This is a genomic window from Shimazuella sp. NTD247 (assembly GCF_059510415.1).
The window spans coordinates 328822-351322 of record NZ_JCAJZU010000003.1 but is presented as its reverse complement, the minus strand read 5'-3'; the positions used below and the strand labels follow the sequence as shown (position 1 = coordinate 351322).

Annotated in this window: 22 protein-coding genes; 6 read left to right on the top strand and 16 right to left on the bottom strand. The window is 37.6% G+C overall.

What is annotated here, in order from left to right:
• Window positions 1–511 precede the first annotated feature (511 nt).
• Entirely contained in the window at window positions 512–1729 is a 1218-nt protein-coding gene (locus tag AC5WOC_RS10130; protein WP_496055290.1) for a cytochrome P450 family protein, read from the bottom strand.
• Between the two features lie 172 nt (window positions 1730–1901).
• On the opposite strand from AC5WOC_RS10130, the gene AC5WOC_RS10125 reads away from it, so the two are divergent.
• From AC5WOC_RS10125 to AC5WOC_RS10115, 3 genes are all read left to right on the top strand, one after another.
• Entirely contained in the window at window positions 1902–2471 is a 570-nt protein-coding gene (locus AC5WOC_RS10125) for an LOG family protein (protein WP_496055289.1), read from the top strand.
• A 129-nt stretch (window positions 2472–2600) separates the two neighbouring features.
• Window positions 2601–2930, top strand: a complete 330-nt coding sequence (locus tag AC5WOC_RS10120) for a hypothetical protein (protein WP_496055288.1) — start codon at window positions 2601–2603, stop codon at window positions 2928–2930.
• A gap of 183 nt (window positions 2931–3113) precedes the next feature.
• On the top strand, window positions 3114–3278 hold the full coding sequence (locus AC5WOC_RS10115; protein WP_496055287.1) for a hypothetical protein: 165 nt from the start codon (window positions 3114–3116) through the stop codon (window positions 3276–3278).
• A gap of 187 nt (window positions 3279–3465) precedes the next feature.
• Here AC5WOC_RS10115 and AC5WOC_RS10110 read toward each other — a convergent pair whose 3' ends face one another.
• The 6 genes from AC5WOC_RS10110 to AC5WOC_RS10085 all read right to left on the bottom strand — a co-directional run bounded on the left by AC5WOC_RS10110 (window position 3466) and on the right by AC5WOC_RS10085 (window position 10183).
• Entirely contained in the window at window positions 3466–4437 is a 972-nt protein-coding gene (locus AC5WOC_RS10110) for an agmatinase family protein (protein ID WP_496055286.1), read from the bottom strand.
• A gap of 23 nt (window positions 4438–4460) precedes the next feature.
• On the bottom strand, window positions 4461–5222 hold the full coding sequence (locus tag AC5WOC_RS10105; RefSeq protein WP_496055285.1) for an amino acid ABC transporter ATP-binding protein: 762 nt from the start codon (window positions 5220–5222) through the stop codon (window positions 4461–4463).
• The gene (locus AC5WOC_RS10100) at window positions 5219–5896 is read right to left on the bottom strand and encodes an amino acid ABC transporter permease (protein ID WP_496055284.1); all 678 of its coding nucleotides are present in this window, start codon (window positions 5894–5896) and stop codon (window positions 5219–5221) included. The genes AC5WOC_RS10105 and AC5WOC_RS10100 overlap by 4 nt, the downstream gene beginning before the upstream one ends.
• A gap of 49 nt (window positions 5897–5945) precedes the next feature.
• Window positions 5946–6719, bottom strand: coding sequence for a transporter substrate-binding domain-containing protein (locus AC5WOC_RS10095; protein WP_496055283.1), 774 nt, complete (start codon window positions 6717–6719; stop codon window positions 5946–5948).
• Window positions 6720–6845: 126 nt separating this feature from the next.
• Complete coding sequence (locus AC5WOC_RS10090; protein ID WP_496055282.1) at window positions 6846–8198, bottom strand: sigma-54-dependent transcriptional regulator; 1353 nt, start codon at window positions 8196–8198, stop codon at window positions 6846–6848.
• Window positions 8186–10183, bottom strand: coding sequence for a transporter substrate-binding domain-containing protein (locus AC5WOC_RS10085; protein WP_496055281.1), 1998 nt, complete (start codon window positions 10181–10183; stop codon window positions 8186–8188). Before AC5WOC_RS10085 ends, AC5WOC_RS10090 begins: the two co-directional genes overlap by 13 nt.
• Window positions 10184–10367: 184 nt before the next feature.
• On the opposite strand from AC5WOC_RS10085, the gene rpoN reads away from it, so the two are divergent.
• A complete protein-coding gene (gene rpoN / locus AC5WOC_RS10080) occupies window positions 10368–11672 on the top strand; it encodes an RNA polymerase factor sigma-54 (protein WP_496055280.1) in 1305 nt (434 codons plus the stop codon).
• Between the two features lie 866 nt (window positions 11673–12538).
• Here the strand turns inward: rpoN and spoVM are convergent.
• From spoVM to rsmB, 9 genes are all read right to left on the bottom strand, one after another.
• The gene (gene spoVM, locus AC5WOC_RS10075; RefSeq protein ID WP_496055279.1) at window positions 12539–12640 is read right to left on the bottom strand and encodes a stage V sporulation protein SpoVM; all 102 of its coding nucleotides are present in this window, start codon (window positions 12638–12640) and stop codon (window positions 12539–12541) included.
• A gap of 310 nt (window positions 12641–12950) precedes the next feature.
• The gene (locus AC5WOC_RS10070; protein ID WP_496055278.1) at window positions 12951–13595 is read right to left on the bottom strand and encodes a thiamine diphosphokinase; all 645 of its coding nucleotides are present in this window, start codon (window positions 13593–13595) and stop codon (window positions 12951–12953) included.
• Window positions 13596–13597: 2 nt separating this feature from the next.
• Window positions 13598–14152 (bottom strand): energy-coupled thiamine transporter ThiT, encoded by a 555-nt coding sequence (gene thiT / locus AC5WOC_RS10065; RefSeq protein WP_496055277.1) that lies wholly within the window; start codon window positions 14150–14152, stop codon window positions 13598–13600.
• A 159-nt stretch (window positions 14153–14311) separates the two neighbouring features.
• Window positions 14312–14977 carry a ribulose-phosphate 3-epimerase gene (rpe, locus tag AC5WOC_RS10060; RefSeq protein ID WP_496055276.1) on the bottom strand — a complete coding sequence of 222 codons (666 nt, stop codon included), beginning with the start codon at window positions 14975–14977 and terminating at the stop codon, window positions 14312–14314.
• Window position 14978: 1 nt separating this feature from the next.
• A complete protein-coding gene (gene rsgA / locus AC5WOC_RS10055; protein WP_496055275.1) occupies window positions 14979–15866 on the bottom strand; it encodes a ribosome small subunit-dependent GTPase A in 888 nt (295 codons plus the stop codon).
• Window positions 15867–15885: 19 nt separating this feature from the next.
• Complete coding sequence (gene pknB / locus AC5WOC_RS10050) at window positions 15886–17697, bottom strand: Stk1 family PASTA domain-containing Ser/Thr kinase (protein ID WP_496055403.1); 1812 nt, start codon at window positions 17695–17697, stop codon at window positions 15886–15888.
• A 34-nt stretch (window positions 17698–17731) separates the two neighbouring features.
• Entirely contained in the window at window positions 17732–18484 is a 753-nt protein-coding gene (locus tag AC5WOC_RS10045) for a Stp1/IreP family PP2C-type Ser/Thr phosphatase (RefSeq protein ID WP_496055274.1), read from the bottom strand.
• A 28-nt stretch (window positions 18485–18512) separates the two neighbouring features.
• Window positions 18513–19559: a dual-specificity RNA methyltransferase RlmN gene (gene rlmN, locus AC5WOC_RS10040; RefSeq protein WP_496055273.1), complete on the bottom strand. Its 1047-nt coding sequence runs from the start codon at window positions 19557–19559 to the stop codon at window positions 18513–18515.
• A 162-nt stretch (window positions 19560–19721) separates the two neighbouring features.
• The gene (gene rsmB, locus AC5WOC_RS10035; protein ID WP_496055272.1) at window positions 19722–21065 is read right to left on the bottom strand and encodes a 16S rRNA (cytosine(967)-C(5))-methyltransferase RsmB; all 1344 of its coding nucleotides are present in this window, start codon (window positions 21063–21065) and stop codon (window positions 19722–19724) included.
• Between the two features lie 112 nt (window positions 21066–21177).
• On the opposite strand from rsmB, the gene AC5WOC_RS10030 reads away from it, so the two are divergent.
• Both AC5WOC_RS10030 and AC5WOC_RS10025 read left to right on the top strand, forming a co-directional pair.
• Entirely contained in the window at window positions 21178–21462 is a 285-nt protein-coding gene (locus tag AC5WOC_RS10030; RefSeq protein ID WP_496055271.1) for a hypothetical protein, read from the top strand.
• Window positions 21463–21799: 337 nt separating this feature from the next.
• On the top strand, window positions 21800–22168 hold the full coding sequence (locus AC5WOC_RS10025; RefSeq protein WP_496055270.1) for a hypothetical protein: 369 nt from the start codon (window positions 21800–21802) through the stop codon (window positions 22166–22168).
• Window positions 22169–22501 lie beyond the last annotated feature (333 nt).

Here is a 22501-nt window from a genome sequence, read left to right as displayed (position 1 = left end):
GTCGTAGGTATTGCTAATATATTGATTCTAGAAAGTAAAAAAAGTTATCCTAGTCCATCGATGATGGATTAGGATAACTTTAAGGATTTTGAGTCCTTTAGGATTTTGAGTCCTTTAGGATTTACAGTCCTTTAGGATTTTGAGTCCTTTAGGATTTTGAGTCCTTTAGGATTTACAGTCCTTTAGGATTTTGAGTCCTTTAGGATTTACAGTCCTTTAGGATTTTGAGTCCTTTAGGATTTACAGTCCTTTAGGATTTTGAGTCCTTTAGGATTTACAGTCCTTTAAGGATTTACAGTCTTTTAAGGATTTACAGTCCTTTAAGGATTTACAGTCCTTTAGGATTTACAGTCCCTTAGGATTTACAGTCCTTTAGGATTTAATAATTCTATTCCGATCATTTTGTTTCTTGTGATTTATTGTTAATAATATACCATGATCTTAATCTTCAATCAACATATTTTTTAAATTTTTTCTAATGAATTTATTTTTACATTTAATATTTTTTCTGTTATTTATTTGAAAACGTTACTGGTAAGGCAGACAGTCCCCTCATGATAAAAGTATCATTCCAATCTAATGAATCTGCATTGTTTTGCAGGTGGATATCTTTTAGCTGATTAAGTAACGTTGGAATAACTATCTTTCCTTCCAAACGAGCAACAGGTGCACCGATACAATAATGAATTCCATAACCAAAAGCAATATGATGATTTGGTTTTCGCATAAGTTCCAGTTGATCAGCATTGTTAAATTTTCTTTCATCACGATTGGCGGATGCTAAAACTGCTAATACAATATCTCCCTTTTGAATCGTAGCATGATACAAAGAGATATTTTCTGCTGCATAACGATTGGTGCTGACTTCTGCAGGACTATAATAACGAAGCAGCTCTTCAAGTGCCGTACTAATAATAGATGGATTAGATCTCAATAAAGTAAGTTGTTGTGGATTTTCCAACAGAGCAAGCATACCATTTCCAATCATATTTACTGTCGTTTCATGACCTGCAGATAACAATAAGAATACCATCGAATATAATTCATCTTCTGTTAATCCATCCCCATCCTTTACTTGTACCAATTGGGTCAACAAATCGTCCTGAGGGTATTTTTTTCGAAAGACAAATTGTTCTTTCATATAGGCAACATATGCAAGTGTATTGGTACGGAGTTGTTCCATTTTTTGCGGATTATTCGAAGCTTGATTAAACGCAAGCGACCAATCACGAAACAACTTATGGTCTTTGTCTGAAATACCTAATGTTTCACAAATGACATGAATCGAAATAGGAACAGCAAAATCTTCAATGATATCCATTTGACCTTGCTGTTGAACTTTATCGATTTGTTTATTTGTCACTTTATGAATTCTTTCGTTCAAGGAAGCAACGATCTTTGGGGTAAATGCTTTTTGGACAAGCGATCGCAGCCTCGTATGATCAGGAGGATCTGAACTTAACATATTTGTTAATAGAACTCTTCTTTCCAAACCAGGAGCGATATCTCGATTATGTTCCGAATGAAATTTGGTAGAATCTCTTAAAAATCTTGTATCTTTTAATACTTTCATCACATCATCATAACGTGTTACAACCCAAGCAGTTTTTCCATTCGGCATTGTCATTCGATAGATGGGATATTCTTTTCTCAACTTCTTATAAGTGATATGTGCTCGTTTCTTAAAATCTTTAGCAAAAAAATTTACAGTTAAATCTTCCGAAGCCATGAAGCTTCCTCCTTCCATATGATTGGAATTATCAAAAACTTTATCCCAAATAAACCAAACCATCTTCTATTGATCGTAGCATATTCATTTTTTATATTTCAGAGAAACATTATTTAAACTATAAATTTGTTATGATACTAGTAATATTTCTATCGAGAAGGGATGGCAGCAAATGAAAAGAATTTGTGTTTTCTCCGGATCCAGTATGGGAAATCATCAAAAATATACCGATCTAGCAAAACAACTTGGACATGTTATTGCAAATAATAAATTAGAACTTGTTTATGGGGGAGCAAAAGTTGGATTAATGGGAGTTACAGCAGATGCTGTACTAGAAAACAAAGGGAAAGCAATCGGTGTCATTCCTTCTGGACTGTCACACGAGGAGATCGTTCATCAAAATTTAACTAAACTCTATGAAGTGAATACCATGCATGAACGCAAAGCAAAAATGACAGAACTAAGTGATGCATTTATCGCCCTTCCCGGTGGTTATGGGACTTTTGAAGAAATTTTGGAAGTGGTGTGTTGGGGATACTTAGGAATTCACCGCAAACCAATCGGCCTGTTGAATATTGATGGCTACTATGATTCTATGGTCGAAATGATTGTTCGAGCAGCCCAAGATGGCTTTATCCGAAGTGGTTATGATCGCATCTTACTAATCGAAGAAAATCCTGAAACACTTATAGAAAAGCTTCACACATTTACTTTCCCAGAAAAAATATTTTGGAGAATGTAAACTATCCTTTAAATAAGGTTATATAATAAAATAATTTTTAAAAAACATAAAGACTTTACATAAAAATCGCCATATTCGTATTATAATGGGCAAGATAAAATATTACTCTACAAATAGAGAGGCATTCTCATGGGTAAGATCATCGATGACCTTCCTCCAGCGCATAAGAAACTTTGGACTATTGAGCCTTTGGTGGAAGGGGAGGCTTTGTTTATCAACTATGTTCCTTCAGAAGATACATCCAATGTCCAGATCGGCAATCAGAGATTTCTGGTAAAAATTACATCAAAGTATGTGAACGTTAGATTTATGACCAATAACAAGAGGATCATTGATGGATGTTATAGCAAAGACTTCAGCAACCCATCTGCTAATTTTCCCATCCTTGGTGCTGGAGACTTCCATGAAGTAAAGCTTTATGGTCAAGTATTGGTAAAAATCACACGCAATGTTGATTAATCCTGTGAGAATCCCATAAAGAGTAATGATTACTCGCGGTTAGGATAGAAAAAATTTTGTCCTAACCGCCCAAATCCATTCCAACAGGAACAGGATTATTTTTTATGATGACGAAAAATATAAAAACATAAAATATATCTCTCACTGCGGATAAAAAAAGAACACACTTAGGAGTGAATGATCATGACTGATTGGTTAAATGCAAATCCAGATATTAAACCTGCTAATCCAAAATCAAGCTGGGTAAAAGGGCCAAAGGGAGATTATGATGGTATTCCGCGACAATACCTAGAGGCAAAACCTGATAAGGCATTGGAATCAACTCGGAAAAATCCTTGGGACAAATAAAAAATCCTATATTCACAATTTAGTAAATTAGCACCAGTCTATGTCTTAATGACAAAGACTGGGTGCTATTTCATTTATCAAAAATGCTCACTTACCAAAGAACTCCAGTTTCACCCCCTTTCAAGTATCTTCTGCAGCTTAAATCACATAAAAAAAGCGACCCAACCTATGGAGCCGCAACCAAACATTATCTACTTTTTTTACCAGCCATCGCCGATGCAAACTGCAAAAATAAGTGAAGGGAAACACGACTTGTCACATCCCTAAAATCAACCGACGGATCAACACATACCATATCCATTGCCGCTACTTTTGACCAAGCCCCAAGTGTAGAAGCAGCAGAAAACATCTGATCCGTGTTCAGCCCTTGTGGCCCAATCGCTGGAACACCAGGGACGATGGATTGATCCAATGCATCGATATCGAAGGTAACATATATTTCGTCACAATTCTCCAATCGATTCATCGCCTCTGCTAAAATACTGTCTATTCCTCTTGTATGAACATGCTTCGCAGATATAACATGAATTCCTTTTTCTTGTGTATATTCTCGATAGAAACGAGAATTTGCAAAGTTACGAATTCCAATAGTGACAATATCTTCGCCGTTCACTGTTTGTGATTCTACTAGATTCCGAATAGGTGTGCCATTTGACGGGCCACCGTAATCAAGATCACGAACATCGAGATGAGCATCGAATTGAATAATGCCGATTCGTTTTCCGTTTGCTGCTTTTCTTCCTTTGATTAGAGGTGCAGTGATAGAGTGGTCACCGCCTACTGTAATAGGAAAGGAATTTGGAAATTGTAACGTTACCTCTTGCATCGCTTTTTGAATATTTTTATGACAAATTGCAATATCTGTAACATGCATCGCTATATCACCTAAATCTGCGGCCCGTAATGTGGTCAAATCGACATCCAAATCCCAATGGTAGGTTGTAAAATTCGACCAAAGTTTACGAAATGTCTGAGGGTGCAGATGTGCTCCAGAAAAAGAGATAGAGCTTTTGGACAGCGGTGCACCAAGAAGACAGAGGTCATAATTGGTATTATCTGTTGGTTGTTCTATCCACTCTGCTAATGTAGTAACATACGGATCACTTTTGCCTCCTGAAAACTGCCATGCAGGGGCATTGATTGTTGAAATAGCTTTCATAGTGACTCTCCTTTTTTCCAATATTACGAATGGGTGAGTACTTTATGAAGAAATACCTTGGTCCGCTCTTGTTTTGGTTGATAAAAAATAACATCTGGCGAATCGATTTCAATAATCTGTCCTTGATCCATCACTACAACACGATCTGCCATATCTTTAGCAAAACCCATTTCATGGGTGACAACGACCATCGTCATGCCCTCTCTTGCCAATTCTTTCATCGTATCAAGCACTTCTCCTATCAACTCTGGATCCAAAGCAGAAGTTGGCTCATCAAATAGCATAACATGCGGTTTCATCGCTAATGCTCGGGCGATTGCTACTCGTTGTTTTTGCCCGCCAGACAAATTATCTGGATATGCATCAGCACGATCAGATAGCCCTACCTTTGCTAAAAGATTTTCCGCTGTACGATTTGCTTCTTCTTTGTTCATCTTTCCAAGTGTGAGGGGAGAAAGAGTAACATTATTGCGAACAGTAAGATGTGGAAAGAGATTAAAGTTTTGAAATACCATCCCTACTTTTTCTCGCATTTTATTAAGTTGATCTTGGGGCATTTCTTTCTGTTTTCCATTTTGTTCGATCATCCCAATCGGTTGATCTTCCATTTTAATTTGTCCGCTCTGAATTGGTTCAAGGTAATTCATACATCGCAGTAATGTACTTTTTCCTGAACCGCTGGGCCCAATGATTACTACTACTTCCCCTTTTCGTATGGTCAGATTTATATTTTTAAGCACATGATGTGCCCCATAATATTTTTCTAGATTGCTAATTTCGATCATGAGCGTACTCCTTCCACATTTAGTTTTCGTTCTAGTAAGCGAATTAAGGTGGAAATCATGAAATTAACAACAAAATAAAGGATAGCAATGGTTAGGTAAATTTCAAAGTATTTATAGTTATCAGCAACAATCGTGTTTGCAGCACGCATTAATTCTGCAACAGTAATAACAGATAGCAAGGATGAATTTTTCGTCAATGCGATAAACTCATTGGCTAAAGGAGGAAGCATACGTCGAATCGCCTGAGGCAAGATAACTTTAAACATGGTTTGCCAATGACTTAAACCGAGCGAGCGCCCTGCTTCCATCTGCCCTCGATCAATCGATTGAATCGCGCCTCGCACAATTTCAGACACATATGCACCACTGTACATACCTAAACCCAATACACCTGCAACAGATGCCGTAAAATCAATATGCAGACTGATTGCTAAACCATAATAGAGCAGAACCAATTGCACCAATAAGGGAGTTCCACGAAACCATGCCAGATATGCAGCACTGAGTGCAGCAATCCATTTTATTTTTGACATAGCACCAAGTCCAATAATAAGACCAATCAAACTGCTTAATATAAGTGCTAAAAATGTCATCCGAATGGTGACCCATAAACCTTGCATTAACAGCGGTAGATTTCCATCTTGAAATAAAACACCAAAATCGAGTGCCATCATTAGTTATCCATCCTTTCTGCTGGAAAGAGAGTGAAAACTCCCTTTCCTTTTATTCTCCAAACCACTTTTTAACAATTTTTGCATATTCGCCATTGCCTTTTAGACGTTTTAATGCAGCATTAAATTCTTTATTTAGATTGTCATCTTCTTTTCTTGTCCCAATCGCATATTCTTCATGTGTTAACAATTGGTCCAGTACTTTTACGCCGCCTTTTTCTTTTGCATAAACTTTAGCAGCAGGCTGACCTGTCACAACTGCCTCTACTCGTCTACTCTCTAATTCCAAAAACATATCCGCATTTTTTTCAACTTCTTTGACTTTCACTTGTGGATAATTCTCTTTGAGGAAACTCACTGATTTGGTACCGATTTGCACGGCTACTTCTTTCCCCTTCAAATCATTAATGCTTTTGACAGAATTGTTATCTTCGTTCACCATAATCGCCAATCCACCAGGATAATAGGTGTCTGAAAACCCAATTACTTTTGCACGTTCATCTGTTTTATAAATACCAGAGATAATGGCATCGAATTTTTTCGCTTGTAACCCAGGAATCAAGCCTTTGAAATCGGTATCAACAAATTGTACTTTCGTTACCCCCATCTCTTTGGCTACAGCATGGATAATATCAATATCAAAACCATCGTATTCTTTTTTCGCATTTTTAAATTCAAATGGCTGGAAGGTAGGATCTGTTCCAACAACTAGCACTTTTTCCTTTTTCACTTTTTCTAAAGTCGTTTCACTTGAACTACAACCAGCCACAGCGAAAACGAGCACCAAGGCAACAATCATCCAACAAGCTTTGCGAAATAATTTCATCAATTAATCCCTCCTAGAGTTTGTCACTATTATAAGAAGCAAGAAGCATGCCAAAACAAAAAACCCTTATCATAAGGGTTTTTCCGTCTGAAAAAGCGGCAGATTTTGCCGGCCGGCGATTTTTGCCTACTCTGCTGCATATTTTTTCAGTTTATCTCTGAGACTTCTTTCACTAATACCAATGACTTGTGCCGTTTTGCGGCGATTGCCATTCATTGCAGAGAGATTATACTGAATAACTTTACGCTCGATTTGCTCCATTTTTTCTCCTACATAAATAGGGATTAAAGTATGATTGGAAAAAACTTGTTGCTGTCTTGTCATTTCTTCAGGAAGATCAGCAACTTGTATGACGGAGGAATAAGTCAAAGCAATGGCGCGTTCAATTATATTTTGCAGTTCGCGGACATTTCCTGGATACGAATAATCCAGCAAAACTTGCAGTGCTTCTTGAGATATTCCTTCTACTGGTTTGCCCATACGTTGGCTCAATTTGTTTAGCAAAAACTCTACTAATAACGGAATATCTTCTTTCCTCTCACGTAAAGGAGGAAGATGGATAGGAATTACGTTTAACCGATAATACAAATCTTGACGGAACTGCTTGTCTTGCACATCTTTCCACAGATCACGGTTAGTAGCTGCTATCAAGCGGAAATTCACTAATTTTTCTTCTGTTCCCCCAACAGGAGTTATTTTTCGTTCTTGAATGACACGAAGCAATTTCCCTTGTAAAGTCAGTTCCATTTCTCCAATTTCATCCAAAAAAACGGTTCCTTTATCAGCAATAGCTAATAAACCTTGCTTTTTCTCAAAAGCTCCTGTAAATGATCCTTTTTCATGACCAAACAACTCAGACTCAAGCAGATTTTCCGGTATCGCAGCACAATTAATTGTCTGAAATCGTTTTTGATGTCGAGTACTCTGATAATGGATAATCTTAGCAACTAACTCTTTTCCTGTTCCACTTTCTCCAGTGATTAAAACATTGGAGTCTACGTTGCGAATTTTATCCAACATCCGAAAAACTTCCTGCATTTTAGGGCTTTTTCCAATAAAACCGTGGATATTATTCGCATTTTCTAATGCTTCGCTCAACCACTGAACTTTCGAAGACATATGATAATACTCTTCTGCTCGATCCAATAATGCCATTAGTTCCTCCAGATGAATTGGTTTGGTTACATAAGAAAAAGCTCCTTTGTGCATTGCCTCGACGGAGGAAGGAATGCTTCCATACGCTGTAATCATAATCACAATCGTATTCGGTGAAATACGTTTAATCGATTGCAATATATCCAAACCATTGTGTTTTCCCATTTTTAAATCCAGAAGCACTAGAGAAAAATCGATACGCTTAAACAATGGCAAAGCTTGCTCCGGATCAGTAAAGGTATAAACTTGATAACGGTCTTCTAGTGCAAATTTTAGTGATTGGCAAATAGCTACTTCATCATCGATGATCATTACCGGATACATGTTGTTCCCTCCTTAGATGCAGCATCATTTGGAAAAGATAATAAAAATGTAGTCCCTTTGTGTAATTGACTTTTTACTTGGATTGATCCATGATTTTCTTTTACCAATTGATAAGTTATCGCCAAACCTAATCCAACTCCATCATTTTTCTTTGTATAAAAGGGCTCAAAAATTTGATCCAGATCTTCTTCTTCCATTCCACAGCCATTGTCTTGTATTTCAATCACAGCAGTAGAACCCTGTCTTCTCCCATGAATCACTAGATTTCCTTCAACAGGAAGAGCTTGAATTGCATTAATAACAATATTTAATATGATTTGTTGAACTTGCTGACGATCAGCAAAAACATAGCAATCATCTGAAATATTTGTGTTGATAGCAATTTTTTTCTCCACATAATTTTGTTTTAATAAAGACAAAATGCTTTCCACCAATGCAGCAAGCGGGAAAGATATAGGTGTTGATTTACGGGGCTTCGCATAATGAAGCAAATCGTTAACCAAATCATTCAACCTAGTTATCTCATCTGTGATCTGTTCTGAAAACAATCGACAAAATTCTTTGTTATCCATTTTTTGCGGCAACAGTTGAGCATACGTAAGAATGGAAGTGAGCGGATTACGTATCTCATGGGCGATCCCAAGCACAAGCTGCCCTAACGCACGAAGTCGGTTGCTTTGTGCCATTTGCTGTTCCAATTCTTTTCGTTTGGTTATATCTGAAAAATTCACAATGACACCAATGCTTTTGCCTTCTTGATTTTTATGCGGAAATAAACTATAGGAAATAATATATTTCTCACTTTGTTTTTGCCAATGAACTTCTTGTTGTAAATAAACATACAACTCATTTAATGTTTGTTCGATTTGTTCAGGTAAAATAAATTGAATAAGGGGAGATTCATAAAATGATTTTCCCACATATGTCTCATCGATTCCTAACATCACTTGCGCTTTTTGATTGTACATGGAAATATTTCCATTATGATCTAATGTGATAAAACAACTGTAGGCACTATCCAGAAGCTGTTGTTGGAACAAATTATTTTGCTCAAGAAGCACCATTTTTTCTTCCAATTGTTTGTTTATCTGTTCAATTTGCCGCGTTCGTTTCGCAACTTCCCGTTTTAATTGCCGATTCCACCATAAAACACCGATAAATAAAAGAACAGCTATCAAAGCAGCTATCTTTATCCAAAAAATCCATTTCTCCACATAAGTAGACCACGATAAAATGGGTTCGCCAAACCATTTTCGTTGAATCTTGTCATACGTACCATCTTTTTTAATCGCATCGATACCATCATTAATAGTAGAAAGTAACCGTTTATTTTTTGGTAATACCACGACACCATATGCCTCTGGATACAAGGGATCTCCGACTATTTTGATATTGTCTTGTTTGTCCATGAGTTGAGCAAAGTATTTTCCGGCAATCTGGTTACCAACAAATGCATCGACTTCACCATTGGATAGTAATGTAATTGCCTCTTGTTGGCTGTCCACTTCTACTAACTTCACATCTTGTTCCTTCTTTAATAACGTTTGAGCAATGTCACCTTTCTGCACAGCTACTTGTGCATTTTTTAAATCTTGTATTTCTCGAATGCGGACATTGTCTTTACGAACAAAGATGGCTTGCTCACTTGTGAAATACGATTTGGAGAAATCATAAATGCGATCTCGTGATGCACTGTATTTCATCCCTTGTATTGCATCAACTTTTCCCTCTTGCAGGGCACGAATAGCTTGATTCCATGGTAAGGGTACAAACTCAAACTTAATCCCTGTTTGGATGGATATCGCATTCATTACGTCAACATTAAATCCAGAATAAACACCAGAATCACTCAAATATTCAAATGGAGGAAAATTTTTATCTCCTGCAATACGGATTGTTTTTTGCGGTTCATTTTTTGCGTAAACAGGTGGTGTAGTAAAAATGAGTAATAAGGAACATAATGCAAAGACTGCCCGTTTAATCATGTTTCTCTCCTCACATATAATCCTGATGATATATCTCTAAAATTAACATAAAAGTCTATCTAAAGAAAATTATATTCTCTTGTTCCCATTTCTCAAAACAGTTCGGGAATGTTTTGAAATCCCTTGTTTTTATTTTTTGTGATAAAATAAATATTTATAAACAGTATAAAAAGAAGTGGTGAATATGAATTTCCGGCTTGATTCCCAACAAACACAACAAACAAAACTACAAATAACTCCAGCAATGAAACAATCTATTCAAATTTTACAGCTTTCCAGTGTAGAACTAACTAACTATATACATGAACAGTTGCTGGAAAATCCATTACTCGAAGCAAAAGAACAAGATAAAATAGAATTACAAAATTTTAGCAATGACGCAATTCGAAACTCAACCTCTTCCCCGGCTTTGGAACTTACTGCAAAACCACAGAGTTTAACTGACTATTTGGAGGAACAACTTCCCTATTTATTGATAAATGAAAAACAAACAAAAATCTGTCGTTTTCTCATTAGAAGCTTAAATGAAAAAGGTTTTCTGGAAGATGATCTGTCAACCTTGGTGAAACATACTCCATTTCACACATTAGAACTGACTGAGTGCTTAACGATCATCCAATCATTGGAACCAATTGGTGTTGGTGCAAGAAACTTCAAAGAATGTTTACTGATTCAATTAAAAAACAAAAATCTTGCCAACACTGTCGCAATGAAAATAGTACAAAACTATTTACCGGAAGCAGCTAATGGAGAGTGGCACAAAATCGCAACAAAACTCGATGTGAGAAAGACAGAAGTAATGGAGGCAATCGAGGAAATAAAACGGTGTAATCCATATCCTGCAAATCAATTTAGTTCTGATTGCACACATCATATAACACCCGATGTCACGGTAAAAACAACGAATAACGGCGTTGAAATATGTATCAATAGAAACAGCTGCCCATCTATTTATATCAATCATCAATATCGCCATTTTTTGCTTCAAAAGGATCTAACAAAAAAGGAAATCTCCTTTATCGAACATTCCTATCGGGATGCAACAACATTATTAAAAGCAATCGAACAACGGGAACACACCCTGTACAAAGTGACAAATAGTATACTGCAAAACCAAACCAATTTCTTGATAAAAGGCGCAGGCGATTTGAAACCGCTTACTTTAAGGCGAGTAGCGGAAGACATAGGTATGCATGAATCCACCATTAGTCGCGCAACAAAAAATAAATTTATCCAAACACCACATGGCATCTTTCCATTTCGTTATTTTTTTCCGACTGGGTTACATCCAGAAGTTACCATTTCGATCATAAAGAAAAAAATCAAACAACTGATATCCGCAGAAAAAATGGACAAACCATACTCCGATCAACAACTGGCTGATCTTTTGAAAGAAATGGATATCTCTATTTCGCGCCGTACTGTCACGAAATACAGAGAATCAATGGGCATTGGTTCATCTGCTTCACGGAAAAAACAATATGCTTAAACGGCTTCCTTTATGGCATAAGGTAAAAGTATACTGATTGTAAGTAAACCGAATAGCTGGGAAATCGTATGGATGCTTGGAAAAAATGGCGTAAAGAGATGGAAGAAAAGCTGAAAGATCCCCAATCTTCCGGATGAAGAGCGGCAACTGATCGAAGAAGCCATTCAAGCAGATGATTTGGAGAGATGGCATGAACAATTAGGTGAGTAAATCCTCTCTGGCAACGATCGTCCTTCAATTTCTGTTTACAAAAATCCTTTGGATCACATATCCAAGGGAACAACATTACATCTCTTGGAAAACCAAGCAAAAGTCGTGCAATTCCATCTTGGAACTTAACACAATTGTCAACAATAAAAAACTAACCAATAAAAAACGGATGTAGGATCAAAAAAAATTATTCTTTTTAAAACAGGCAGCACCCAGTCAATGTCTAAATGACTATGACTGGGCACTCTTTTATTCCTCAGCTATGTTTTGTTTTGAGAAATCAGTCTTTCGGCCACGTCTTACAAATTTCTTTCACTTCAGGACTGTTTGGATGCTTTTCAATATAATCCGCTACAGCATCCCAGTACTCTTTGAATTTTTTTGCGGTAGCGGACCTTGTTTCCCTTTGAGTCGGGGATTGAATGTCTCCGCTGCTAAGCGAGCCTTTTCCACAATACTGCGTTCAGGCATCTTGGTTCCTTTTTTTCTAGATACAGAACCTTGCTTTGCAATTATATATAATTTTTGAAATTTAATAAATGTACTCCTTAGATAATTAACTCCATCATTATATTATCTATGAGGTTTATCCAAACACCTATTCTATTATTTGTACGCAAAAAAAAAAAGCGACCCAACCATTGGAGTCGCACAATTTATTCCTTTTTAAAAACATGCAGGATTGCTCTTACCATTCCACCAAGGAACTTAGGAAGTTTTAACGTATAAAAGCGCAACCGAGTTCCCTCCTTCTTCATCGGTACATTTCCTGTTTGTCATCCTATATATATTCTACCCATGGGTATTTGTACCTAGAACGGGAAACAAAATTTATCTATTGTAAAATGCGATCTCCCCTAAATGAGTATTCACTCTTTTCAGGGGGGGAATTCTGCTTATTTATGAGCTGTAACGCTTGAGCCAGTCGTTGAACTCACCTGTCTTAGTAAGATCGAAAGTTAGTATAAAAAGCTGCATGAGAAATCCACCAATATATTCCCATTAGATATTGAAGATTCTTCTCTTCACAATTAGCAGTCCGTGCTTATTTAATACATCGTAATCGTACTAATCTTTACTTTGAATAACAAAACAAACTCCATCCGCAATAGTGATGGTTGCGGTCTCTTCTACGATTTGATTACTAATTCCACGTGTTTCTCCTCGTATCAGAGTATCCCTTGTTAGTGGATAGGCTAATCCTGCAGTAGACACGTCATTGATACGATTACTAATCGGCAATATCGAAACATAGGTATAACCTAAGTTTGCTAAATCAACTTTCCCTGGCCCTTGTAACAATTGAACAAGATTGGTTTCATCTTGTAAGATACCCTCTACTCCATGAATTGCCATCCACTCTAATAATTGCATATTGACTATGGTATGATCGATTCTTTTTCCACCAAGCGCCCCAAGCAACCTTATTTGACTCGGTGCATAGGTAAGCGCATGTTCCAGTGCTGCATGTGTATCTGTTACATCTTTCATTGCAGGAAGAGAAATAATTTCTATGCCTAATGCCTGCCAATCTCGAAACTTTCCTTCTCCCGCTGTATCAAAATCGCCGACCGCTACTTCAGGTTTAATTCCTGCCTCTAACAATGCAATTACTCCATAGTCCGCACCTATGACAATATCCGTTTGCTCAATATTTGCTTGTAAAAATTCCTTGGTAACCGTTCCACCAGCTACTACGATTACGCGTTTCACACTCACTCTGCTTGAAATAATTTCGGTGCCGTGTACAAAAGTACAATGACAAAAATAATAGAAATAATAATTTCCGGTAAAATATAGCTGGCATTGTAAACAAATGAGTAAACATACACAGACTGACCTTTTGGGGCATAGTCAGCAAAAAAGATAACTCCCGACAGAAAATGGGAGAGAAGGCGCAAAATTCCGGCTGTAAATAAACCGATAATCACTCGAATGATTTGTGCAGACCGTATGGTTACTCCTTTTATAGAAAGCACTCCAGCAAATCCAAGCAGAGCAAATGCTAAAGGATAGTCAAGAATCACCTGAACGGGATGTGCATAAAAAGCACCTGGTAAAATAAGTAAAATAAGGCCTGTCAATAATCCTGCAGTGATTCCAGGGACAATTCCTCTACGAAAAGCTAGTATTGCAATAGGCACCATTGTTAATGTTACAGAGCCTCCGTTTGGCCAAAGCTGAAATGGTGTAAGTAAATTTAGAACGATTGCCAATGCTGCGATAACTGCTGTTTCCACTAATGTAATAACTTTCTGTCGTTGTTCCAATCCATTTTCCTCCTCAAATACATTTGCTATTATAATGATTTTCTATAGCTATTTTATCAAAATATTCCTGTTCCACGAATCACTTTTCATAAAAAAACCATGGCTGCACCTTATCCTATCACAAGGATATCCATCCAACACATGGCTTTAGACATTCTATCAAATTTGTTTTAACCGAAAATCATTACGAATGGATTCAATTGCTTTCTTGCGGTCTTCTTGTCCAAAAACTGCTGATCCAGCTACAAGAATAGAAGCACCATTTTCAACCACCTGTTTTGCAGTGCCCACAGCAATTCCGCCATCTACTTCTATCTGTGTTGGTAATCCCAATAGGTCAATCTTCGTTCGCAGTTCTGCTATTTTTGGAAGCACATTCGCAATAAAAGATTGACCACCGAACCCTGGGTTGACAGTCATTAGTAATACTAAATCCACATCAGGCAAAATAGGTTCAATCGCTGTGATTGGAGTTGCAGGATTAATGGCGACTCCTGCTTTTAATCCCAAATCTTTGATATGAGAAACGGTACGATGTAAATGAGGACAAGTTTCTTGATGAACAGTTATTCCATTCGCACCACTATTTGCAAACGCATGGATATAATTATCTGGATTGTTTATCATCAAATGCACATCAAATGGTAGTGATGTATGAGGACGTATAGCATTAACTACAACTGGTCCAAATGTTAGATTGGGAACAAAATGTCCATCCATTACATCAATATGTAACCAATCTGCTCCTGCTTGCTCAATCTCTTGAACTTCTTCCTTCAAACGGGAAAAATCAGCCGAGAGAAGGGAAGGTGCGATTTTAATCATACTAATACCTTCTTTCTTGCTGGATTTCATTTAAAAATAGTAAATAGTGTTCATATCGAACCGGGTCTAGCTCTCCCGCTGAAACTCCTTCTTTTACAGCACAACCAGGTTCATTTTGGTGATAACAACCACGAAAACGACAATCATCCAGATATGAATGGAATTCTGGAAAAGCATAAGTCAATTCTTCCGCTGTCATCCCCTTTAATCCCAATTGGCTAAAACCAGGAGTATCTGCTATTTGACCCCCATCTTTTAATGGCAGTAATTCTACTTGACGTGTTGTATGACGGCCTCGTCCAATTTTTTCACTGACCGCTCCCACTTTCTGATTGCCATTTGGTAAGATGTGATTGAGCAGAGAAGATTTTCCAACACCTGATAAACCAGCAAATACTGTTGTTTGGCCTTCTAGTATATCTAGAAGTTCTTCTATTCCCTCACCCGTTTTTATACTTGTAGTTATAATCGGGTAATCTGCTTTTTCATACATCTCTTTTATCGCTGTGATCTCATTTTGATCTATTACCAAATCTTTTTTGGTCAGACAAATTACAATACGTAATTTTTCTTTTTCCGCATGCACCAAAAAGCGATCCAATGGTAAAGACTGAAATTTCGGTTCCTGCAATGCACATACCACAATCGCCTGTTCTACATTGGCTATAGGCGGTCTCAGCAGTTCAGAAGTTCGGGGTTGGACGGAAGTAATTACTCCCTGATCCAACCCCGCACTTTCCCATTGAACTATGTCACCAACCAATGGTTTTATTTTTTTCTTTTCAAATTTAAATATGCCGCGGGCCCGACATTGTGTAATTTCGTTGGTGTCATCAGACCGCACATAGTAGAACCCACTTATCGCTTTTATGATCTGCCCATTCGGCATACACACATTCTCCTTTCTATTAAGATATAGCATGTTCCTCGTTGAGAATAACTTTCTCACTATTATAAGCTAATAATTTGTTATCTTCATTTTTAGCAGTTCCGCCTAATGAAGGTGGAAGATCGGTACACCCTCCGCTTCCAGGTGCAAATATCCATAAATACACCGTCCCACCTTTTTCAATATTCTTTCCTGCAGCCGGATACTGTTCTAAAACTTGACCTCTTTGTAAATTTTGCCCGGTTGTATTTACGTTATAACATCTACTCTTGTTATAGTCCACTTTATAACCAAGTTCATCAGACGAGGTATACTTTCCAAGATTACTTTCGTACATCCCAGTAAAGTCTTTTACTTTGAATTCTTCATTTGCCCCGCCAGCACCAAGCGTAATAGTAGGTTTGTAATCTTGATCAATTGCTGTGCCTACTGCAGGGTCTTGTGAAATGACTTTATCTTGGTTATCATCTGAACTCTCCCCGTACTTCACTGTTGGAGTATTCAGTTTGTGTGACTCAAACCAATTTATTGCTTCATCTTTGCTCATACCGGTGAGATTAGCCATATTCACTTTACCAGCTGTTTGATTACCCGGGTCATTTGGATCCGATAATAATCCCCAAACTAAACTAAAACCATAAATGGCTATAAATACAATGATGCCGATGGTAAGTAAACTAAATACTAACTTCTGCCACCAAGGTAATTTTGCCTGTACATTGTCCAGCCAAATAACTGTGCGTTGAAATACGGTTTTATCTTTATCATTTGGTACATTTCGAAAACGTTCCAGACCAGCCATTGTTTCTTGACCAACTTGCGTTGCCTGTTTGGTTTCCGAACGTCGAGGAGAGCGGATCTCTTCTCGCTGCACTGGAGACTGGTAAGTAGTTTTGTTATTTCTTGGTTGAAATACTTTGTGTGCTTCGGTTTCTTCATCCGCAGAGATAGGTATGGTTTGGAAAATATCGCTTGTTTTCGCAGATCTTTCCCATCTATTTTCTCTACGGCTGTCAAATTGCAACGCATAGTTTATATCTTGCATCATTGCTTTAACAGAAGTATATCGCATTTCAGGGTCCTTCTCCAAAGCACGCATAACAATATTAACCATACTTTCTGGTATCTTATCATTTAATTGTCTTGGATCAATAACCGGCTCTTGCAAATGTTTTAATGCGATACTAATCGCTGAATCTCCATCAAAAGGCAATTCACCTGTTAACATTTCATAAAGCACAACACCCAACGAGTAAATGTCCGCTTTCGATCCGATCTGTCCGCCACGAGCTTGTTCAGGAGAAAAATAATGTACTGAACCCATCACAGAACCAGTTTGGGTAATGGTTGAAGAACTTGCAGCTCGTGCGATTCCAAAATCAGTTACTTTTGCTCTTCCATTTGTTCCAATTAAGATATTATGAGGCTTTATATCTCGATGCACAATTTGATTATCATGTGCATGTTGGAGACCATCACAGATTTGAGCAGCTATATCGCCTGCTTCTGCTGTTGATAATGTGCCTCGCTCCAAAATCATTTGTTTCAGTGTTGGACCTTCTACTAGTTCCATTACAATGTAATGAATATATCCATCCTGTCCTACATCATAAACATTGACAATATTGGGATGAGATAAACTAGCAGCAGCTTGTGCTTCTCGATCAAACCTTCGAACAAATTCTTGATCATTACTCAGGGATTCACTCAATACTTTTATCGCTACATTTCGATGAAGTAAAATATCTTTTGCTTTATATACAACGGCCATTCCTCCGCCGCCGATTCTACTCAATATCTCGTAACGTCCCCCAAGTTTCTTCCCTTCCATCTGCATGGTCACCTCGCTCCTCCTTAAGTCCCACTTAAGATGGGCTAGACGCTCCTCTATGTTTCAACAAAATCAGAGAAACATTGTCTTTTCCACCAGCATTTAATGCCATCTGTAACAAGCGGTCCGCTTTCTCCTCCATCGATTCTCCGGCTTGTGACAACACTTCACCAATTTCTCTCTCACTCACCATTGTAGTCAATCCATCTGAGCACAAGAGCAAAATATCATCTTTTTCCCATGGAGTAGTAATAAGATCAACTTCTACTTCATCACTTGTTCCCACTGCTCGAACAATCATATTACGTTGAGGATGATTTTTGGCCTCTTCCGCCGTAATCTGACCATGTTTTTGCAACATGTTTACATAGGAGTGATCTTCTGTTAGCTGGTACAATCCTCCATCATGTAACATATATGCTCTACTATCACCAACATGAGCCAAAACTACTTCTTTTAAATCAATTACAGCACCAACAACGGTTGTACCCATACCTTGGTATTGATTATTGCGCATCGCCAGAGAAAAAACTTGCTCATTTGCCTTGCCAACCGCTTGAAGTAAATGATTACTCTTGTCTTCTGTTGTATGCTGAAACTGAATAGGAGCTAAATATCGTTCCATGATCCGAATCGTTTGTTGACTAGCAACATCACCTGCTTGGTGACCACCCATTCCATCTGCGACTATGGCTACCACTCGTCTACATTTCGTGCGGAAAAGATGAATACTGTCTTCATTGAGATCACGAACAAGGCCAATGTGAGTCCGATGTGCTATCTCCATGCCGGCTTACCCCTTTCTCATTCTTTCTTTATTTCTCTAGTAAACCTTGTTGCTTAGCTCGAAGTTGCCCACAAGCTGCATCGATATCATGACCCTGTTCTCGTCTTATCGTCGTAGCTACATGATAAGACTCCAAAATACGTTGGAAAGCAAAAATTTGCTTTCTAGGTGTGCGAACAAAATTCCGTTCAGGAACAAAATTTACCGGAATAAGGTTAACCAAACAATTCATTCCAGATAAAAGTTTTCCTAACTCATGCGCTTGTTCATCCTGGTCATTTTTTTCACCTATCAATGCGTATTCAAAAGTAAGTCTTCTACCTGTTTTTTGAAGGTAATACCAGCATGCCGTCATTAGGTCTTTCAAAGGGTAACGGCGGTTAATGGGCATAAGCCGTGATCGTAAATCTTGATTTGGGGCGTGCAGTGAGATGGCTAACCGAACTTGCCAATCCTCATCTGCAAAACGATAAATATTTGGCACTACTCCGCTAGTGGATACGGTAATATGGCGTTGTCCAATATTCAAGCCGTTTTTATCATTGATGATACGTACAAATTGAATAGTAGCATCATAATTTTCAAAAGGCTCACCCGATCCCATAATAACAACAGATTTGACACGTTCTCCAGTTTGATCCAAGTGCTGCTGTGCTTTCACTACCTGAGCCACAATCTCTCCAGTAGTCAAATTTCGTTTTAATCCACCCAAAGTAGACGCACAAAATGTGCAACCAATTCGACAACCTACTTGTGTAGTGACGCAAACACTTACTCCATATTGGTGTCGCATAATCACGGTCTCAATCGCATTTTTATCGTGCAGACCAAATAAAAACTTAACCGTTCCGTCCTGCGATGTTTGTGTTGTGATGGTTTCCAGAGTTTCGAATTCAAACCGGCTGGCTAGTTCTTCGCGCAGTGCCTTTGATAAATTTGTCATCTCTTCAAAAGAGGTCACTCGCTTGGAATAAAGCCATTCCATTATTTGTTTTGATCGAAAGGTCGGATGACCTTGACTCTCTATCCATTTCGTCCAGTCTTCTGTTCCATAGTCATATACAAATGATTTCATATCTATCGCTCCAACAAACCGCAACTTTATCAAACGAAAAACATTTCCTATTATATCAAAGAAAAAAGCTAGATGGAAAGAGTAGCCTCATTGTTTCGGAAAATATTCGCATCTAGACAGAATCTTTTTTCCAAATTTTCGTTATAATAGTTTTCTTTAAACCTATTTTCTTCGTAATTTCGCTATAAAAAATCCATCAGTATGGAAATGATGAGGGAGAATTTGAATCCATCCATCACCAATAATAGCTGTTTCTCTCACTTTTTCTGGTAAAGACAATTGAAAATCCGGATCTGGATAAAATTCAGAATGACGTTCTAAAAAACGGGTAACCTGATTTTGATTTTCTTGTCTAGTCCATGTACAGGTACTGTATACGAGTATACCACTGGATTTGATCTTCGATGAGACAGCTTCTAATAATTGTTCTTGAATTTTTTCCAGTTGGGCAACTTCTCCTAATGATTTTCGCCATTTGATATCAGGTTTTCTGGGAATAACTCCAAATCCAGAACAAGGAGCATCCAACAAAACAGCATCAAACTCTACTAGATTTTCTAGACTTCTCACATCTAATGACTTTGTCTTAATGATGGATATTCCTAGCCTATTTGCATTAGACTCAATTAATTTGGTTTTATGTTTATGAATATCTAGTGCAAAAATGAGACCTTGATTCTTCATCTTTTCTGCAAGATGTGTTGTTTTCCCGCCAGGAGCAGCACATGCATCTAAAATAGTCATCCCTGGTTTTGGATCAAGGACGGAAGCCACTAACATGGAACTTTCATCTTGAATTGTAAATAATCCTTCTTGGAACTCAGGATGATTTGCTGCATTTCCTCCTCCTACAATAACAATGCCATCTTCACTTATGACAGAAGGCTCTATTAAAATTTCTCCTTCTCTTTCATGTTTTGCTAAAAATTCATCACGAGTTGTCCGCAGCGAATTTATGCGAATACTAACTTTTGGCGGAAGGTTACATACATCCATTACCCTGTTCGCTACATCTGCTCCATACTCATCAGATAACTCTTTTACTAACCATTCAGGAAAAGAAAAAGCATAAGCTCTTTCTGAAATAGACTTTAAATGGGCCGAAAAAGTAAAAGTTTCCTTTTTTCGCAAAAAAGCTCGAAGAACACCATTTACAAATTTACCAATACCTATATTTCCGCGTTTTTTTGCAATCTCTACTGCTTCATGTACGACAGCTCGCTCTGGTACTTTGTCTAAAAAAAGAATTTGATACAAACTCAGTTGTAAGAGTTGTCGAACCCACATATCTACTTTTTTTTCCACTAATCTATCAATAATCGAATCGAGTGTATTTAATCGTTGAATTGTTCCATACACCAATTCTGTTACCAAACGCTTATCTCTTGCTTCTAATTTACTATATTGTAATTGTTTATTTAAAAGTAAATTACTATATGCTTTTTCTTTATGCCATTTTTGCAATGTTTCCAAAGCTAGATCTCGTGCAGTATTACCTTTATGCATCTTTAAACCTTCTTACATAATATATTTGCAAATATGATACCGTATTTTGCTAAAATAATACAAACAAATAGTATAATAAAATTGTCTCATTTATTCAACCTGAGGAGTAATAATGCCTAATTGGGAAACACGCCTTCGTATGTACCTATTTGGTTACACAAGTGAAGTTAGTCCGAAAGATGGGCAGAAATTTGCAGATGGGTGGGCAAAACCAATTAGTGAGGAACATAACTTCTCTATTGACTTGAAGCCGAAAATTCAGCGAAAAACACCGCAAATCAGAAATGCAAAACTCTTGAATTCAGAACAAAGAAAAGCCCTTATGTTGGGTATGATGAAACTGTATGAATACGGTTTTGAGGTAACAGTTACAGTTACAAAAAAGAAAAAAAAGTAACTTTCTCTGCTGGATTTGAAACAAATCCAGCAGTTCAACATGATAAGCGTTTATCCAGTACTTATATGCTGTTGTCTCAACGATCCCAATCCGAAAAGTGAGAGACATGCAGATTGTTTTCCTATTTATTCCCATTAGAATCTTTTTTTGTTGCCCTTTTCCCTTTGTTTGTCTATCGATTGTTTTCATCAGCTATTGCTGTAGAATCTTTAAAATAGGTTTTAAATGCTTTTTTGAAGGTCTTCTTAATTCCTGTTTACAAATAAATTTTCAAACTAATATCTATCTGGTACACTAAAGATATTCAAAAACCACCCACCACTTCTGGAGAGTTTCAGTGAACATCAATATCAACGGCACCTTGTGCACCCACACCTACACACCAGAGGAGGAAGTTCTTACTCCCATCGAAGCACACAAAGAGATCAGATTTGAAAAGGAATATTCCCTCCTGCTGGGTCCTGGCTATCTCTTGTGGGATGGGGAACGTCTTACTCTTGGAGTCAATGGCCCTAGTCACAAGAAGATGTTTTCCCCAGAGGTGATAGTCCCACCTAAGGCCATCAAACTAATCGAATGGCCTGAAAGGGGATACTATTTTGTCGTGTGGACTGGAACAAACCAACTTCGCCTCAAGCCACTACCCGAAGGCTGCAAGCCTATTAATGAGCTCCCACGTATTCATGCGAGTTTCCGTTCCTTCTAGTAATAGGCTTTGAGGCGTGGCTGACTATTGGTTCAATAGTCAGCCACCTCACTTACATTCCATTTTTTTAAATAAACCAAACATACGTGACCAATTGCAAGCTGGCATCTGGTAGCGCATGTTATTTGCATATAGAAGAAAGATTCCCTTACATTTTTTTCACTTAATTTCTTATTTGTTGCCTCTATCGCTTCAATATACCAAATTATTTTTCATTGGATATTGATTCAAGGTACATGATCTCATCTGTGAACAGTTCATTGCCGTCGCTTTTTGAGAAGAATCTCTACAATATTCAAGAGTGTTCCTTTTCCTATTTTCCTGAAAGTGAAC